Source organism: Pelotomaculum sp. FP, from assembly GCF_004369245.1.
GTDB lineage: Bacteria > Bacillota > Desulfotomaculia > Desulfotomaculales > Pelotomaculaceae > Pelotomaculum_C > Pelotomaculum_C schinkii.
Genome location: NZ_QFGB01000072.1, coordinates 1 through 17,386, shown reverse-complemented (window position 1 = coordinate 17,386; position 17,386 = coordinate 1). Strand labels below are relative to the sequence as shown.

The 17,386-nt window shown below is 40.6% G+C and carries 12 protein-coding genes and 3 pseudogenes; 12 read left to right on the top strand and 3 right to left on the bottom strand.

The features are described 5' to 3' along the window. Window positions 1–159: 159 nt before the first annotated feature. On the bottom strand, window positions 160–759 hold the full coding sequence (locus Psfp_RS18875) for a TetR/AcrR family transcriptional regulator (protein ID WP_134220069.1): 600 nt from the start codon (window positions 757–759) through the stop codon (window positions 160–162). 207 nt (window positions 760–966) lie between these two features. On the opposite strand from Psfp_RS18875, the gene Psfp_RS18870 reads away from it, so the two are divergent. The 10 genes and pseudogenes from Psfp_RS18870 (at window position 967) to Psfp_RS18825 (ending at window position 14,298) form a co-directional block, all read left to right on the top strand. Next, the gene (locus Psfp_RS18870) at window positions 967–2,031 is read left to right on the top strand and encodes an efflux RND transporter periplasmic adaptor subunit (RefSeq protein ID WP_134220068.1); all 1,065 of its coding nucleotides are present in this window, start codon (window positions 967–969) and stop codon (window positions 2,029–2,031) included. A 190-nt stretch (window positions 2,032–2,221) separates the two neighbouring features. After that, window positions 2,222–3,190: pseudogene (locus tag Psfp_RS18865) on the top strand (ABC transporter permease); the annotation flags it as partial. After that, window positions 3,187–4,347 carry an ABC transporter permease gene (locus Psfp_RS18860; protein ID WP_134220066.1) on the top strand — a complete coding sequence of 387 codons (1,161 nt, stop codon included), beginning with the start codon at window positions 3,187–3,189 and terminating at the stop codon, window positions 4,345–4,347. The pseudogene Psfp_RS18865 and the gene Psfp_RS18860, both read left to right, overlap by 4 nt. A 538-nt stretch (window positions 4,348–4,885) precedes the next feature. Beyond that, a complete protein-coding gene (locus tag Psfp_RS18855; RefSeq protein ID WP_134220065.1) occupies window positions 4,886–5,455 on the top strand; it encodes a TetR/AcrR family transcriptional regulator in 570 nt (189 codons plus the stop codon). Window positions 5,456–5,485: 30 nt separating this feature from the next. After that, window positions 5,486–7,435: a serine hydrolase domain-containing protein gene (locus tag Psfp_RS18850; protein WP_134220064.1), complete on the top strand. Its 1,950-nt coding sequence runs from the start codon at window positions 5,486–5,488 to the stop codon at window positions 7,433–7,435. A gap of 451 nt (window positions 7,436–7,886) precedes the next feature. Beyond that, window positions 7,887–8,603, top strand: coding sequence for a methyltransferase domain-containing protein (locus Psfp_RS18845; protein ID WP_134220063.1), 717 nt, complete (start codon window positions 7,887–7,889; stop codon window positions 8,601–8,603). Window positions 8,604–8,848: 245 nt separating this feature from the next. Next, window positions 8,849–10,225, top strand: a complete 1,377-nt coding sequence (locus Psfp_RS18840) for a 2-isopropylmalate synthase (RefSeq protein WP_134220062.1) — start codon at window positions 8,849–8,851, stop codon at window positions 10,223–10,225. A 120-nt stretch (window positions 10,226–10,345) separates the two neighbouring features. Next, complete coding sequence (locus tag Psfp_RS18835) at window positions 10,346–11,005, top strand: GntR family transcriptional regulator (RefSeq protein WP_243120802.1); 660 nt, start codon at window positions 10,346–10,348, stop codon at window positions 11,003–11,005. A 142-nt stretch (window positions 11,006–11,147) separates the two neighbouring features. Further along, on the top strand, window positions 11,148–13,073 hold the full coding sequence (locus tag Psfp_RS18830) for an aconitate hydratase (RefSeq protein ID WP_134220060.1): 1,926 nt from the start codon (window positions 11,148–11,150) through the stop codon (window positions 13,071–13,073). Window positions 13,074–13,089: 16 nt separating this feature from the next. Next, the gene (locus Psfp_RS18825) at window positions 13,090–14,298 is read left to right on the top strand and encodes an NADP-dependent isocitrate dehydrogenase (RefSeq protein WP_134220059.1); all 1,209 of its coding nucleotides are present in this window, start codon (window positions 13,090–13,092) and stop codon (window positions 14,296–14,298) included. 767 nt (window positions 14,299–15,065) lie between these two features. Here Psfp_RS18825 and Psfp_RS18820 read toward each other — a convergent pair. Beyond that, the gene (locus Psfp_RS18820) at window positions 15,066–15,575 is read right to left on the bottom strand and encodes a hypothetical protein (RefSeq protein ID WP_205079632.1); all 510 of its coding nucleotides are present in this window, start codon (window positions 15,573–15,575) and stop codon (window positions 15,066–15,068) included. Window positions 15,576–16,097: 522 nt separating this feature from the next. Then, window positions 16,098–16,346, bottom strand: a pseudogene (locus tag Psfp_RS18815) (transposase domain-containing protein); the annotation flags it as partial. A gap of 9 nt (window positions 16,347–16,355) precedes the next feature. On the opposite strand from Psfp_RS18815, the pseudogene Psfp_RS18810 reads away from it, so the two are divergent. Both Psfp_RS18810 and Psfp_RS18805 read left to right on the top strand, forming a co-directional pair. Further along, window positions 16,356–16,613 (top strand): annotated as a pseudogene (locus Psfp_RS18810) (transposase domain-containing protein); the annotation flags it as partial. 15 nt (window positions 16,614–16,628) lie between these two features. Beyond that, window positions 16,629–16,904, top strand: a complete 276-nt coding sequence (locus Psfp_RS18805; RefSeq protein ID WP_134220057.1) for a hypothetical protein — start codon at window positions 16,629–16,631, stop codon at window positions 16,902–16,904. Window positions 16,905–17,386: the final 482 nt, after the last annotated feature.

Here is a 17,386-nt window from a genome sequence, read left to right as displayed (position 1 = left end):
GGCATTTTGCATCACTTTTGGGAGAAGTGACTGAGGTTTATCAGGAGCCGGATACGAGGCCCGTAAGTCCGGTTCTGTGAGAGGGATAACGCCGCAGAAAATTACTGCGGCGCTACCCTACTCGATTTTTGCCTGGTAACATTCGCAGTTTTAATTCTCTTAATTAGTAAAACCAAACGATTTCGTAAATCCTGTAGAAACTAGCTTCAAGAAAATTTTAGCAGCGTCTTCTTCTGAATATACATCCTGATTGATCCACCACTTTATAATGATCATAAAAACCGAGGACACTGAACTGGTTAACAGCTCTCGGGGTATTTCAGAGAGGTACTTAGCCGGATTTGCCTTAATTAATTTATAGATAATTTTTGTCTGTAAGAGCCGTTCTATTTGCATAGTAAGTTCATAGCTTGAGCTGCTGCTAAAGAGAATTCTAAATAACCTCCTGTTCTCGGTGACATTATGCAAAATCGTCTGGATTTCCCTTTGTAAATCAATAGAGAAAAGAGCATCGTCAAAATCCAATTTTTCATACTGTAAATTTTGCATAAGCAGATCCAGGGTATCCTTAACTATTTCATCAAAGAGAACAGCTTTACTTTCATAGTGACAATAAAAGGTTTTCCGGTTGATCATGGCCCGTTTTGCAATGTCCTTGATAGTAATATTTTCATACCCTTCTTTTTCAATTAAATCAACAAACGCATCCTTGATCATTTTTTTACTCCGGACAACACGAAGATCCGCCTGATTCACCATGGGTAGTGCTCCTTTTGTCCTGTAAAATTTTTCAAGATAAGTAACATTCGGCACGGGTTTTCATGGATATGCCACACATTTTGGTTTTTTGACCATTGTTTTGTACTAACAAAAAACTTAAATTAATTTATGTAGCACAATAGGTAATAAGCATACACGGTGTTTACTATAATGTAACATAATTTGCACGAAAGTGAAGGGAATCTTATGAAAAAAGAAGTTATAAAAAAAAGCATTATCATTTTCCTGGTGATTTGCCTGGTGGTTGTGCTGGGAACTGTTATGAATCACCTGACAGGAGAAGATATTATTGCTAAAGAATCCAAAAAGCTTGTCGTGCAGTCAACCTTGGAAATGAAAGAAACCAACATTAACTCCCAGATTGCAGGACAAATAAAGCAATTGAATGTAAAGGAAGGAGATACAGTAAAAAAAGGCCAGATTTTAGCGGTTATAGATAGCGATAATCTACTGGCGCAGAGAGAAAAGGCACAAGCCGCCATTGCCACCGTTTATGGACAGATCAGTTCGGCAGAAGCAGCAAAGGCAGGGGCTCAGGCAGCATTGAAGAAAGTGCAAATCGGGGCAAAACCGGAAGAAATTGCCCAGGCAAAGGCAAACTTCGATCTGGCGCAGGCAAACTATGATCGAAAGAAAAGCCTCTTTGAAAATAGTGCGATCTCCAAATCCGAACTGGACTCTGTTGCTGCTCAATATGAAGTGGCAAAACAGCAATATAATTTACTCATAAATGGAGCAACCCGGGAAGAGCTTGATCAGGCCCAGGCAGATCTTGACGCGGCAAGCGCATCTATTACTACGCTGCAGGGACAGTTAGAGCAAGCTGAAGCAGCTCTTGCGGAGGTTGAAGTCAATATCGGCAAAACTGAAATCACTGCACCGACCGACGGCATCATTACTCAGCTTAGTGTGGAGGAAGGAGAGTTGATTTCCACAGGATTGCCTATCGCTGTAATTACCGACACTGCTGCGCCATGGGTGGAGTGCAAAGTGATGGAAGACAACTTAAGCAAAGTAAAATTGGATCAATCTGTCGAAGTCACCTTTCAAGCATATCCTGGTGAAGTATTTCAGGGAAGGATCATACAAATCAATAAAAGCGCTGATTTTGCCGTAAAGAGAGCAACGAATTCAAATGGCGAATTTGATATTTTAGCTTATGGGGTCAAGGTTGAACTGCAAGACGTTGATGTCCCGCTTTATGCAGGCATGACTGTTTTCGTTAATTTCGGAGAGGAAAAGAAAAACTGAATATTGGAGAATCAGCAAATGAAGAACAGGCATATAATCAACAAGGGTCTTTTGATACCCATTCTATTTACCCTGCTGCTCCCTCCAGTTTGCAGTTTAATATTAGGATATGAATTCAGCGGTCAGCGAGTCACCCATGTTCCTACCGCCATTGTAGATCATGATAATTCTACATTAAAGCAGGAACTTAACCGATAAAATCAGTTTAAATGATGCTTTTGACATCAAGTACTTCGGCCAAAGCAACGATGTCGTAAAAAAATTGATTGAATCTGGAGAGATTGCAACAGGCATCATCATACCCAAAAACTTTTCTTCGGATATGCTTAACGGACAAGCACCCGAGATTTTAGTTATATATGACGGCACCCAAATGGCAATGGCAGGAGCGGTAAAAACAGGAATTTCTGAAGTGTTGGGAACAATCAGAAGCGGTTATCTCTTGCAGGTGATGCAGGGGAAACTGAACTTAACACCGGCAGAAACACAAAACTATATTCAACCAATTGCTTATACGACCAGGATTTTAGGTAACCCTGCCAAAAGTACGGCTAATTTTTTCCTGCAGGGAATCCTTGTAAATATTGTTCAGGTTGCAGTTTTCATTCTCGGCATAGAAATGTTCGACAAAAAAAAGAAAAGATTTTTGGTCTATTTCAAAAAAGGGATTTTCTGTGGTTTGGCAGGTACGCTATCAACCGTGGTAACCCTATGGATTCAAATTGATTGGTTTAAAAGTCCATTTAACGGCAGCACAATTCCGATCCTGGTATTGACTGTGCTCAACATGACCGGCATTGCCAATATTGGTATTTTGCTCAGCCTGCTTACAAAAGAAAAGCTACCCGCAGTAGAATTTGCAACGCCGATCATGGCCACATTACTTCTTGCCGGATACACATTTCCTGTCGTTGCGATGACGGATCTTTTTCAGAAGGTATCTAAATTTATCCCTTTTGCCTATTACGTGATTCCCCTGAGAGACGTAACCTTGCTGGGAGCAACGTTACAGCAAGTATTACCCGACATCTATTGGCTGCTTAAATTCATTTTGTATACCTGGTTCGGTATTCTGTTCGCATGTAAATTTGGTGAATTGCGCAGCCTGATCAGCGGTTTTATTTCGACGCGCCGGGGAAAAGAGGCAAAAGAAGTATGAAACTGGCAGAATGTATAAGCAAGGACGGAAAGTTACTGTTGGTCTTATTGGCAATACCAATCCTTGTCCAGTTGGGGCTGTGTTACTTTTTTGGAGGAATTTATATAGAAAATATACCCTTTGGGATTGCAAATCTGGATAATTCTTCACTTTCAAGAACGATCGTTCAGAGTTTTGAAAATCATCCTGGACTGGACGTCAATTATTATGCGGCTTCTGAAATTGAACTGCAGGATGCCATAAAAGCAAAAAAGATCATTGGCGGAATTATTATACCGAATAATTTCAGCCAGGATTTAAGCCAGAAGAAAATGCCCAAAGTAATTTTACTGATTGACGGTACTAACTTATTGCTCGCAAATAATGCGCAGGGCTATAGCAGTGCGATTTTAGGGACATTCAACGCACAGTTTCAGCTTAATATTTTTGAAGGTAAAAATATGCTTCCTCAGGCAGCAAAACAGGCCATCGCGGCTTTTTCCTTTAAAGACCGGACTTTATATGACCCGCAATTAAGTTATATGTGTTATTTAACGTATGTTGCCACTCTCTTGATAATTCAATTTTTCTATCTAATTATTTATCTCCTGCCAGCTCTAATTGAAGAGAAAAAAATTCTGGCCAACGATAAAATCAGCTTGAAAGTGCTTATACTAAGAGGCAAGTCTCTACTGGTGCGGACCGGAACCATGTGGATCACGATCTGTATTTCCAGTTTCACAGGTTTATGCCTGTGCGGCAGGATTTACAGTTTACCGGTCAGGGGCAATATTCTGGCTTATTTTATCCTGATGATAATATTTTTACTGGCCCTGACGGTAATGGGCCTGGTACTTATATCTTTTCTGAATAAACAAAACTACACCTACTTTGTGGAATTTTATTCTATTATTTATACACTTTTTTTGCTTACTTCGGGCGCTGTCTGGCCGGAATACGTGATGCCGGCAGGTTTTTCCCAGGTTGTGAAATGCATCTGGCCGTATATCCATGTGGCAAATGCCTGGAAATATTTAAGTTTAAAAGGAATTGGCTGGGATATATTATGGCCCTACATCAGGAATGGCCTCTTATTTTCCATTGCCTGGCTGGTGATTGCAATTTTCCTGCATGCATTTAAAATATACCGTAAGCAAAAAAATACTGTGGCTAATTAAAAAGGGTAGACTTCTAAGACGGATAATGCCAACTTTTTTACTGACACTTTATGTGAGAATTATCGACATTATCCCTAAAGGTAAAATATTACAAGGCATAGAACATATCATAATAATAAGGAGGGATTATCATGTCGAGGATAGTTTTAATAATGTTGGTTGTGATAACATGTTTAGCCTTGTTTCCAGTGGGGTTGGTTTGTGCAACGACAGTAACACTAAACGGTGAAACCCTTCAATTTGATATACCCCCAACTGTTGAAAACGGTCGCACCTTGGTTCCGATGCGAGCAATAAGGTGCAAGTGTTATTTGGAGCATGAATTTTTAGTACCTGATTAATAATAAGCCTAATTGTTTGGAAGAAGCCACTTGAAAGATAGTGGTTTTTTCATGCCTATTCACCATAAAACCAACCTTCCCCAAAGGAAGAAGTATATGGGAATTTGGAAAAACTATTGCAAAAAATTAGCACATGATGTAACATGAATTATATAACATATGATATATAATTCATGTTACAAGAAGGAAGTGTTACTATGGGACCTAAGGTTAAATTTACCAAGGGGCAAATAATTGATGCAGCCTTTGAAATAGCTAAAACAGAAGGAATTGATGGTATAACCATGAGAAAAATCGCAGAACAAATGGGCAGTTCTGTAGCCCCCATCTACGTAAATTTTAAAAACATTGATGAACTGAATGAAGCTTTAATAGAGAAGATAATAAGTGTCAGTCAACAGCTTTTAAGCGAAGAAAGTTCAGGAAACCCATTTCATGATATAGGGAGGGCAAGTCTAAGGTTTGCCTCAGAATACAGCATAATTTTCAGAGATTTAGTCATGACCAATAATAGCCGCATAAAAGTCTATGATGAGAAAATAATACCGGCCTTGATTGAACAGATGAAAAAGGACCCTGAGTTGGAAGGTTTCACGGTGGATGAGTTAAAAACTATTTTATTAAAAATGAAGATATTTCAATTGGGCCTCTCGGTAATGGTTGCCCACGGCTTACTGCCCAAAGATTATGAAATACAGGATTTGATGGATTTATTATCAAGTGCGGCTAATGATGTAATACTATCCGCCCGGCTAAGTAAAAGTTAATCAAAATAAAAAACGGAACGGAGTGATAAAATGTTTAAAAGGATTAAATATCTTACGTTCGTTAGTTTTTTGATAAGCTTGATTTTAGCCCTATCTGCAGCGGCTGCTTCTGCAAACGACATTCAAGATATCAGCTTAGAAGCCTTTTTTGACAATACAATGAAATCCAAGCTGGAGAAATATCATATTCCCAATGCAACCGTATCTGTCGTGAAGAATGGCGAAATTGTATATAAGAAAGGATTCGGCCTGGCAGATATTGAGAACAATATTCTGGTTGATGCCGATACTACCCTTTTTCGTATTGGTTCTACTTCCAAATTAATTACCTGGACTGCAGTAATGCAGCTTGTTGAAGCGGGCAGACTGGATCTAAATACCGATATTAACAGATATTTGGATTTTGAAATATCACCACGGCTTGAAAAACCCCTCCAAAAAACTATAGAAGAACCGATAACAATGACCCATTTGATGACCCACACTCCAGGTTTTGAAGATTACCCCGACATACTTTTCAGGCTTTCGGAAGATGATCTTTTACCTCTGAATGAATATATAAAGAACTACCTGCCTGCAAGGATATTTCCCGCTGGTGAAGTTGCTGCCTATTCAAATTATGGTACTGCTTTGGCAGGTTATATTGTAGAAAGATTATCTGGTCAGCCCTTTTCAGATTATGTTGAAAAAAATATTTTCACGCCTTTAAATATGAATAACAGTACCTACCGGCAACCTCCAACATTAGACTCGCCTGCCTGTATTGCTAAACCCTACAGGTTTATTAATGGGTCATATACTGAAGCAAGTTTCGAATACATAATGCTCGAACCAGCAGGCAGTATGAGCAGTACTGCCTCAGATATGGCCAATTTCATGATAGCCCATTTATCTGGTGGTGCTTATAGCGGAGGACGAATCCTTAAGGAAGAAACCGCAAAAGAAATGCATAAGCAGCACTTTACCTATGATCCGACGTTGGGAGGCATGACTCTTGGATATATGGAGGGGGTCTTTAATGACAAAGATGTGCTTTTTCATGGTGGAAGCACTATGCTCTATAACTCAGGTCTTTACTTGGTGCCGGAAGTGAATATAGGAATTTTTATTTCCTACAGTGGTGGTAATCATCTTCTTCATTCCGAGGTTTTTCAAGAGTTTATGGATTTTTACTATCCAATTACAGCTCAAATAAAGGGAGTACCTGGCGAAGGCAGCCGGGAAAGGGCTAAAAAGTTTACAGGTGAATACCAGATGAACCGGAAAAGCGTTACTACTGATGAGAAAATTACCAGCATATTGGCTGGGGGTATTATTAATGTTGATGTGGATGAAGATGGATATCTTCTGGTAACTAATGGCGGAGAAACAAATAAATTTATTGAAATTGAGCCTGGTGTGTATCAGAACCTTAGAGAAGGAAGAACTCAGGATGCCTTTGGCCCGTTTCATAAAATTATTTTTAAAACAGATCCCTTTGGCAGAATAATGTTAATCACCGATGGACCCCTGACATATTCGAAAGCTCCATTTTATTCAACTATGAGTTTTACCGCATTAGCTGCAATAATCATATTATTAATCACTATAAGTTCGCTTATTTACTGGATAATCATGATGATATTAGGTTGGTTTAAAAGGGGGAAAAATAAAAGCTCCAGGTTTTCTGCCATTGCTTCTTGGGTTGGGATTTGTACGAGTATAACCATCCTGATTTTATTCGCCAGCCTGTTTTCTTCAGGCATTGATCCTGTATACCAATTACCAAAAGAAGCGTATATGCCTGCAGAAGGAAATCCATTGTTTCATTTTATACCAACACTTATGTGGATTTTTAGTTGTTTACTGGTGCCTTTTACGGTGATTGCTTGGTGGAAGGGACTTTGGGGGCGGATTGCCCGGGTGCATTATAGTATATTTACCTTGGCAGTTATGGGATTGATGTGGATCCTTAATTATTGGAATATATTTATTAAGTGATATCTTAACTATTAAGCCCCTTAATTGAGTTTGAGCCATACCCCCTATGCGAAAGGCGGGACGTATCGTGTTAATCACGCTTTCTATTTTACTGGCCTGTATACTAATTCTTGTTGGCGTACTGCTGGCATGGAGCCCAGGTAAGCCAAAACCATTTCTCTTGACAATGTATCGGAATTACTATAAACTTTTATCATATTAAGATCGAAAAGGTAGTGTCTGTTTGGCTATTGTTCTGTAGGAACACATAATTGTACATGTTAGAAAAGGCAATGTGCGATTGCTTTTATTTGTGTGCAATTTTTGTCTTCATACAGAACTATGTCAAGCTGATCTTAAGATATGATCTTGGGTTTGGCATAGTATTGTACTATGCTTTTTTTATTTTCTGTATGGAAAGTGTGTTCCAAATTGAAAATCGCTTATTCATTATTAGAAAGGAAGATAAATTATGAAGTATGCAAAATCAGGAAAATATGACAATAACTATATAAAAGAAAATATAATGGGACCAAATCCCATAAAGCTGCTGGAGGAATTACTTGCACTTCAAAGTATTCCCCAAAACGCAACCGTGCTTGATCTAGGATGCGGGCGTGGAGTTACGTCTGTCTTTATGGTTATGGAGTATAGTCTGCGTGTATTTTCAACCGATTTATGGGTCAGCGCAACCGATAATAAAAAGCGTTTTGATGATCTGGGATTGACTTCTGAGCAAATTATTCCAATCCATGCGGAGGCGCACAATCTGCCGTATGCCGAAGAATTCTTTGACGCAGTGGTAAGCATAGATTCCTATCACTATTTTGGACGTGATGAGAAGTACCTGGGCGAGCATTTGCTGCCTTTTGTAAAGCATGGAGGATACTTGCTGTTTGCCGTTCCTGGGCTTAAAAAGGATATTCACGCCAATCTGCCGTCTGAAATGTTGCTTTCATGGACAGCAGAAGATATAGAAACTTTACATGATACCGTATATTGGCGGAAGATGCTTGAGATTACTGATGGCATCGAAATTATATCAGTCTGCGAAATGGAGAGCTTTGACGAATGCTGGAATGATTGGCTTGTCTGTGACAATAAATATGCCGTTAGTGATCGCAAATCCATGAACGCTGGTGCGGGTAAATATATGAACTTTATAGCAATAATCATACGCAGAAAGTAAGTTGCTAACAGATCGAGCCTCCTCAAAAGGGCTATATTATTAGCTGATGTAACGGCACACGTTGGGCAAGACCCGTAAATCTGATTACGGACATGCCAATGTGTGCCGTTTAATTTCAAATGAGAAAGGAGCGATTTATGACAATAGCCGTGAGCACTCTTGACGATCCTAAATTTCGACAATATAATTAATATACTTGCATTATTGTATACAAGTATATAATATGGAATAAAGGGAGTGCTTTTATGATCGAGCCAAACAAACACAGCAATTTGCTGGAACAAGATCCCTATAAATATAACCTACAGGATGTAGAAGAACCCAATCTTTATCGAGATATCTATCCTTATACGGAAGTGCCCAAAATACCCTTTAACCACCGGCTTGTGCCAATAGGAATGCCCGAGAAAATCTGGATTACCGACACCACCTTTCGGGACGGGCAACAATCCCGTGCCCCGTATACTGTGGAACAAATAGTTGATCTATATAAGATGATCCATCGTTTGGGGGGGCCTAACGGTATTATCCGGCAGACAGAATTTTTTATCTACAGTAAACTAGATCGGGAAGCAGTCAGTAAATGTATGGATCTCGGTTATGATTTTCCGGAAATTACTTCCTGGATCAGAGCTACCAAAGAAGATTTTCAACTGGTTAAAGATATGGGTATCAAAGAAACCGGCATCCTGGTCAGTTGCTCTGATTATCACATATTTAAAAAGCTGGGCAAAACCCGCAAGCAAGCCATGGACAGTTATTTGTCTGTGGTAGCACAAGCATTAGAAGTAGGTGTACAGCCTCGCTGTCATTTAGAAGATATCACCCGGGCAGATTACTACAGCTTTGTCGTACCCTTTGTTAATGAATTGATGGCCATGTCAAAAGAGTCAGGTATCCCAATCAAAATTCGTGCCTGTGATACCATGGGCTACGGCATTCCTTTCTCCGGCGTTGCCTTGCCCAGAAGCGTCCCCGGTCTGATTTACGGCTTCCAGCATTATGCCGACGTGCCTTCAGAACTGTTGGAATGGCATGGCCACAACGATTTTAATAAAGCTGTGATAAACGCAACCGTTGCCTGGCTTTACGGCTGCTCTGCCATAAACTGTTCCTTGTTGGGCATCGGGGAACGGACCGGAAACATTCCTTTGGAATCTATGGTCTTTGAATACGCTTCTTTAAGAGGCGCTTTTGACGGCATGGATCCCACTGTAATCACAGAAATAGCTGAATACTATGATAAGAAAATCGGTTATCACGTTCCGCCCATGACACCTTTTGTGGGTAAAAACTTTAATTTAACCCGTGCCGGCATTCATGCCGATGGTTTGCTGAAAGATGAAGAAATATATAACATTTTTGATACAAAACTATTGTTGAATCGTACACCAGTGGTAGCTGTGAGCAAAACCTCCGGTTCGGCCGGTATTGCTTACTGGATTAATTCCTATTATGATTTGCCTGATGAAAAAAAAGTTAGTAAAAATAATCCCCTGGTTAAATATGTAAAAGAATGGGTGGACAAAGAATATAGCAACGGCCGAACCACCAACATCAGCGATAAAGAACTGGCATCTGTTATCGAAGAATATGGCTTGTCTTTTGAAAAAAAAGCATAACTTGTTAGCACCTCTATCCATAGAGCTGCTATAACAGGTTTAAAACCCACAGGAAATGCTTTGAACATGCACCTTCTTTTCATTACCTGCCAGATATTCCTTATAGGAGGCAAAATGATTATGAAAAGCCCGGACAGTTCCAATTCATTAAGCGTACGCGTTTTTGAAGAACTGGAAGAGAGTATCTTGAACGGCATAATTAAACCCGGAGAGAATCTCATTGAGATGAAGCTTTGTTCGGAATTGGGCGTTAGCCGGACGCCGGTGCGGGAAGCAGTTCGGATGCTGGAGCAAAAAGGCCTGGTACAAATTATCCCAAATAAAGGTGCTGTCGTTCTAGGAATCAGCGAGAAGGATCTGGAAGATATTTATACCATCCGTATGTATATCGAAGGATTGGGGTCCAGGTGGGCTGCCGCCAATATTACCGAAGAACAAATTAGAGAGTTGACGGAAATTGTTGATTTGCAAGAATTCTATCAAAGAAAAAATGCCATGGAACACATCAACCACCTGGATTCTCAGTTTCATGAAAGGGTCTTCGCATATAGCAACAGCCGGACTTTGCAGCATACCCTTTCGCATCTGCACCATATGATCCAGTATTACCGGCAGCGTTCTTTCAGATCCGATGGCCGTGCTGAAAAAGCCATAAAGGAGCATCGCCAGATTCTAGAAGCCCTGGCAAATCATGATCAAGATGCCGCCGAGAATCTGACCGTAGAACATGTTGTCCATGCAAAAGAAAATCTCTTACATATTATCAGGACACATAAATAACAGCGGGCCGCTTATTCAAAACAAACCAAGCGTCTCATGGGAAAAAGGAGAAATCTCCACTGATTAATGGAAGCAGATGTCAAGAAGCTTAATTTAGAGTCTGTGGATTTTATTTAAAAAATGAGATACAAGGAGAATATACATGTCCGGTACAATAACGGAAAAAATCTTGAGACAGCACATTGTTGAGGGAAAAGCTGCTGCAGGTGAAGTGGCAGCGTTAAAAATTGATCACACTTTAACGCAGGATGCCACTGGAACAATGGCCTATCTGCAATTTGAAGCAATTGGCATCGACCGTGTTAAAACGGAGTTAAGCGTCAGCTTTGTAGACCACAATACCCTGCAAACAGATTTTAAAAACTCTGATGATCACTTGTTTTTGCAATCTGCAGCACAAAAATATGGGATCCACTTTTCCAGACCCGGAAATGGGATTTGTCATCAGGTTTTCCTTGAGAGGTTTGCCCGTCCGGGAAAAACTTTGATAGGTTCTGATAGCCACACACCTACTGCAGGTGGCATTGGTTCTTTTGCTATGGGAGCTGGCGGACTTGATGTTGCTGCCGCCATGGCCGGCGAAACTTTTAGAATAAAATTTCCGAAAGTTGTTGGTGTAAAGCTTACCGGTAAGTTGTCTGACTGGGTCTCTGCGAAAGATGTGATCCTGGAAGTTTTAAGACGAATCAATGTAAATGGAGGAGTCGGCAAAGTATTGGAGTATTTTGGGCCCGGAGTGAAAAATTTAACTGTTCCGGACCGGGCAACCATCACGAACATGGGAACGGAAACCGGCTGCACAACCAGTCTTTTCCCCAGCGATGAAATAACCAGGAGTTTTTTAGAAGCACAGGGCAGAGGAGAACAGTGGCAGGAAATAGTGGCTGATGAAAATGCTGAGTATGATGGAGTAATTGAAATCAACTTAAGTGAGTTGGAACCTTTGGTGGCATTGCCCCACAGCCCGGGCAATGTTAAAACGGTAAGGGAAGTTGCTGGTTTAAAGGTGGACCAGGTGGCAATCGGGTCATGCACCAATTCATCTTTAAAAGATCTTAAAGTTGTGGCCCATGCGTTAAAAGGCAAAACGGTGTCTCAAAACCTTCATCTGACTATCAGTGCAGGCTCCAGACAGGTCGTTGAGCACTTAATCGACAGCGGTGAAATGAAATATCTTATCCAGGCTGGAGCGAGGGTCCTGGAAAACACCTGCGGGCCTTGTATTGGAATGGGTGCGGCGCCATGTTCCAAAGGGGTGTCCGTCAGGACTTTCAATAGAAATTTTGAAGGCAGAAGCGGAACTAAGGACGCAGAGGTCTATCTGGTCAGTCCTGAAGTGGCTGCTGCAACAGCGCTGACAGGCGTTTTAACTGATCCCAGGGATTTAGGCGAATATCCTAAAATTGAAATGCCGGAGAAGTTTTTTGTCAACGATAACATGATCATCAGACCGCGGCCTTTTGAGGAAGCTAAAAGCATTAAGGTTCACTATGGGCCTAATATTAAGCCTTTGCCTGCCTTCCCGCCGCTGCCCGATGTTTTGCGGGGCGAGGCTTTGATTAAGCTGGGGGATAATATCACCACCGATCATATTATGCCGGCAGGCGCAAAAATATTGCCATTGCGCAGTAATATACCAGAAATGTCCAAATATGTACTGGAGGCGGTTGACAATAATTTTCATCAAAGGGCTGTCGAAAAAAGTGGCGGTTTTATCATTGCCGGTGATAATTACGGACAGGGATCAAGCCGCGAGCATGCGGCGCTGGCGCCCAAACACCTGGGAATTAAAGCGGTTATCGTAAAATCCTTTGCCCGCATCCACCTGGCAAATTTGATTAATTTTGGTATCGTGCCCTTAACCTTTGATAATCCTGATGATTATGACAAGTTCGAGGCTGGAGATTTCTTAGAGGTGGAAATAGGCAATCTTAAGAGTGAAGTATTCCTGCACAATATGACAAAGGGAACAAAGATTAAATTACTGCACACCCTTTCAGAATTGGACGCTGAGATCTTAAAGATGGGCGGCAAGCTCTCCTGGATCAAAAAGCATATAGCAGAATAAAAGGTGGGGAATTAAAATGAGCGATAAAATTATCATGAAAACACCGCTGGTCGAGATGGACGGCGATGAAATGACCAGAGTCATCTGGGCGATGATTAAAAAAATTCTTTTAGAGCCCTATGTAGAACTGAATACGGAATACTATGATCTTGGACTTGAGAAGAGGGATGAGACCGAGGATCAGATTACTGTAGACGCTGCCAACGCCATAAAAAAATACGGCGTTGGTGTCAAATGCGCAACCATTACCCCCAATGCAGCCAGAGTTGAGGAATATAAACTTAAAAAGATGTGGAAAAGTCCCAATGGTACCATCAGAAGTATTTTAGACGGAACAGTTTTCCGTACGCCGATCCTTGTCAACAACCTGACTCCCAATATACCGACCTGGAAGAAACCCATTACCATTGCCAGACATGCTTACGGAGATATTTATAAGAATACGGAGTACCGTGTCGATAAGCCGGGAAAGGTTGAGCTGGTCTATACATCGGAGGATGGGCAGGTAGAGAAATACCTTGTTCACGACTTCAAGAGCCCGGGCGTTGTCATGGGGATGCACAACCTTGATGCATCCATCAGAAGCTTTGCCAAAGCATGCTTTGCTTTTGCGCTTGATCAGAAGATAAATCTTTGGTTCTCAACAAAAGATACTATATCTAAGATATATGACCATCAATTTAAAGATATTTTCCAGGAAATTTATGAAGAACAATATAAATCCGAATTTGAAGCGGCTGGCTTAGAGTACTTCTATACCCTCATTGACGATGTGGTTGCTCGTATTGTCCGGTCTGAAGGCGGTGTGCTGTGGGCCTGCAAGAACTATGACGGCGATGTGATGTCTGATATGGTGGCCACCGCTTTCGGCAGCCTGGCCATGATGACCTCTGTATTAGTTTCACCGCAGGGTTATTATGAATATGAAGCTGCACATGGGACCGTTCAGAGGCATTATTACAAGCACCTGAAAGGGATGAAAACCTCTACGAATTCCATGGCCACCATCTTTGCCTGGACCGGAGCCCTGAGAAAGCGCGGGGAACTGGACGGTTCTCAGGATCTTGTGAGATTTGCTCAAAAGCTGGAAAAAGCTTCTGTTCAGACTATTGAAGAGGGTGTCATCACCAAGGATCTTGATCATCTGTTAACTTCAGCCGATAGGACCGTTGTCGATACAGAAGAATTTATATATAAGATAAAAGAACGCTTGGAAAAGATATAAACTCCACCCTGACAAGTAATCGAACAAAAAATAGAAGAATGGAACTGTCAACAAAAATTAACATAAAGTAGTTAAGTAAATTTTTGAATCAACTCCTCAAACTGGGTAGGGGAAAGTTACCAAGGCGAGGATTCTCTCCAAAACACCTTCCTGTGGGAGGGTGTTTTTTTGCATTATGCATAGCTGCTCATTAAGGTATCTCCCTGATGGGCTTACCGATTTATTCTTAAATGTTGTCGTATTCTATTCCTATATATAATAATTTAGAATATTTTTTTTAAAAGATTTATCGTAATATTTCAACATAAGCAGAAATAAAATTATTATTATAAATTTGAGCCATTAAATCAAGATAATTCCCAGATGTAAGTGCACTTATTATTTTAAAACTACAGGATTGTTGTTGAACAATAAAGTTGTGTACAGAACAATAAAGTTATGTACTACTAAGACAATAAAGTTGTGCACAAAAAGCCCCTCTATGGGGCTTTTTGTTTAGGGTATCCGGATTATTGAGTTGAAAATAATTTTTCAACTTGCTCGAACTAATCTATGGCCGAAGTTGATTTATAGTGCTGAATGGGAAGAATGATACGGAATGGTATAGTATCACTAACAGTAAACTGTGCTGGTTTTTCCAGAAGTAAATGGTTGTTTATACATTAGCTGGAACAATCAATGGAAAGTCATATTTTGAGATGTCGTTAATATCGTCGCTAAATGGATATTTATGTATTTATTTTGAGCCACGGTGGAGCATTTTTACACTATTGATCATCTTCACTAGGGGAACCTTGAGCTTTAGGGAGTGGTTTTGCTAAAACCGGCTGCATATGCGTTCTGGTTCGTTCAGATTGTTTTAACGCTCCTTTCTGCCATACTTGATAGCCATACGTTAAAATCCCATGGATAGTAGCATATAGTGCATTTTCCCAAGGGGTTATACCCACTTCATGAAAAATCCCCTTGCTACCTAAAAAATAGACATGAAATAAATAAATGAATCCAAAGTTTAGCACTATGTCTATTGCTAAGTATGTCCAAAATCGACCATAAGTAAAGTAGAACAGCCACATTGTAGTGATTATGTTTAGTCCAAAAATATAGGCTGGGGTTTTTAAAGGATAAGCTGTTTCTCCATAAATAAACCAGCCAAGGGTTTGTCCTGCCTCTACCACGATAATACTTGTAAGTGCCGCGAATAAACCGACAGGCATTAAACGCTTAATATCTTCTTTTCTCATTAAAAACAAAGTAAACCATGGAAGAATTATCATAGACCACAATATAACTTGATTACTCATTACCACCGTACCTTTCTTTTTTCATCTAGAATATTATTAGCAGTTTATAAATTTTAATTCGCTCTTCTTAACTAGCGCTCTAGGCAATAGCCTGGTTTAAGATTCGATAAATGTCATTGTTTTAGTACCCTGAAGACCTGAGGGGTCTAGTGAAAGCTAGCCTCAGACTGTCCCGCTTGTCGGCAACCTTTCTAGGTTCCAGGGTGCAGGTAGAAGTTTACGGACATTTATTAAATAAAACTCGTTTTATTGTATATCAAATTAGTAGGAATTATGATCATAAATCTAATATATTAATTTTAATTGAGCCGCTAATGATTGCTGGGATCTTACCTATGAGCTTAATACTATTTATCCTGCTGCAGTTAGTTATAAGGTGGACAGAGCATTTGACACACCTCCAGCTAGTGGATGGTAAGCGTCAAATAACAAAGTGTATATAAAAAAAGCAAAAACCAGTGTAAACTGAGTTTTTGCCCTATTTGAGGATTCTTGAACCTCCGGACTCCAAGGAAGATAATCTTCAAGGAATTCCGGATGTTGACCGAACTGTACTCCCGGCAACTGACTGAAGATATAATAAAGATATTTGTATGGATTTAGGCCATTGGCCTTGGCACTTTCAATGATGCTGTAAACGGCAGCACTTGCCGCGGCTCCTTTGGGGCTTCCGCTGAACAGCCAGTTCTTGCGTCCGATGGTGAAGGGACGGATACAGTTCTCAGCAAGTTAATCCAAAACATTGGATTACTTGCTGAGAGGAGTATCAAGCCCTTCGTCATTGACCGTAAAAATTTCCTGTTTGCCAATACTGCCCGAGGCGCCGCAAGCAGTGCTGTGATATTCAGCATCATAGAAACCGCAAAGGAAAATGGGCTTAACCCATATGCCAATTTGACGTACATATTCAAAGCAGCGCCGAATCTAGACATAGAAGACCCGGAGCATCTGAAGTTGTTACTGCCGAACCATGCGCCTGATTGGTGCAAAATTCCGAAGTGTGCAGTGTAGAAAAGGAGAGCTCCGATGAGACGGACGAATATTAAGGCGGTTCTGAAGATAATCCGCATGTATCTTGATGGCAAGATCAGCCGTATTGACCTAATCCTTGATTTTCCAGATGAGCTGGAAAAACGCTATGAGAAGATGCGCTTAGAAGATTGGGAATACGCAGAACTGATTTATGACCGTTTATTGGAGGATGGGATATGCGGGGATGATCTTTCAGACGAAGATTTCCGAGATCTTATGAACGACCAATACAAGGACGTTCTGGATATTGCCAGCAAAGGATTTGCATGATTGACCACACTCTGTTTAAAAAGCTAGCTAAATTTGTTATTTTATCTTGAGCCGCCACTGATTGACAAGGTGACGGTTCTTTTGACTCAGGTTTGAAACTTTGAGGCGGTTTTTGCCTCTTTCGAGCCCGCAAACCCAGTAAAATCAAGGGGTCGCTTCTGAAATTTTCAAATCTGTGCTGCCACGTATTACAAATTTCATTTTCCTTAAATCAGGGTAATATGGTATAATATAGGTGCCATGTATGCGAGAACCAAAACATTTACAAACAAAGATGGTTCTAAAAGAACCTACATACAGATTGTTGAATCCGTTCGCGAGAACGATAAGGTGCGCCAAAAAGTCCTCTTGAACACGGTTTAAACCCCTAATTTTAGAGTCTACTCCCCTTATTCTCTTGTTTACATAGAATTAATAAATATTGCTCACGGAACAGGAAAACCAATAAGCCTCAATTCATTTATTGTGAACAGCTAAGGCGA